The organism is Rhodococcus sp. EPR-157 (genome assembly GCF_001647195.1).
Classification (GTDB): Bacteria; Actinomycetota; Actinomycetes; order Mycobacteriales; family Mycobacteriaceae; genus Rhodococcoides.
The window spans coordinates 1-1,099 of the sequence record NZ_LVCV01000117.1; the positions used below are offsets into that span (position 1 = coordinate 1).

At 62.4% G+C, this 1,099-nt stretch carries 1 protein-coding gene; it reads right to left on the reverse strand.

Annotated elements, in window-relative coordinates; translation table 11 throughout:
• The coding region (locus A2J03_RS04810; RefSeq protein ID WP_156520208.1) for an MMPL family transporter at positions 1 to 659 on the reverse strand (659 nt) is incomplete at its 3' end.
• Positions 660 to 1,099 lie beyond the last annotated feature (440 nt).

Here is a 1,099-nt window from a genome sequence, read left to right on the forward strand (position 1 = left end):
ACGAGTGAGCCGAATGCGAGCACCATGATTGCCAAGGTGAGTGGCCAAGAGAACAATTCGGCTTGAATCATTGCGTCGTGGTTGGCTCTGTTGAAATCGGACCACAGAGCCGACGAGCCGGTGGGATAGACCTCGATGCCATCGCCGGACAATGCGGTCAGCTCGGCTTTGACGTCGTCGACGGCTTTGACCATGTCGTCGGTGCTCGCGTCGGCACCGGCGATGAGGATCCCTGTGTGCCCGTCCGGGCTGATGGTCATGCCTGGTGCCGGTTGAACGATGTCGCCGAATCGGGCGTCGCCGTCGAACACAGCAGTAACCTCGGTGAGTGTCTGCTGCATGGAGGGATCGTCGATCGATGCGGTGTCGGAGTGAACGACGACCTGCACTGCGGCCGAGGAATTGCCGCCGAAGTGTTGCTGCGCGAGTTCGCGGACCTGGACCGATTCCGAACCGTTGGCTTGCCATCCCGCACCGGCGAGTGAGGTGAACACCGACGGCGCTGCCGAGCCGAGGGCAACAAGGGCGATCAGCCATACCCCGAACACCCATCGGCGGCGGGTGACCATCACCCCGCCCAGCCGTCCGAGGATGCCGGGCGCAGAGACATGGTGGTCCGGGTCGCGGCCGGTAGTCGGAACGGTCTGGGGCAGAAACATGACTTCTCCTTATACGGGTGGGGGGTATTCGAGTGGGCCGACTCCGGCCGAAGCGTGGCGAAGTGCGGCGGAAGGCGAAATCTAGCGGCGGAACAGCGAACGAAAGACGCTGTTCCTCGCGGGCGCGGCAGTGTCAGGCGAGCAGGAACACTGCTGAGACCGAGGAACTTTGCTCATGACGTCGTCCACGTGTCGACCGCAACCGGTCCAGGTGGTCTTACTGCAGCGCGAACAGATCACGGGATGGCACACGGTCAGTCCTCTCTGGGCGGCATGTACGCCACTGTCGCATATACCGAGGGGGGTATGCAAGTACCCCCCGGGGTATGTTGAGCTGGCCGGAAAGCTACTTGGATTCGATGTCGTGCCGCCGAGTCGCATCGCGGACGCGGAAAAATGGTCGCAACATGCACTTCTTCTGAACGAGTGCAGCCGTCTTC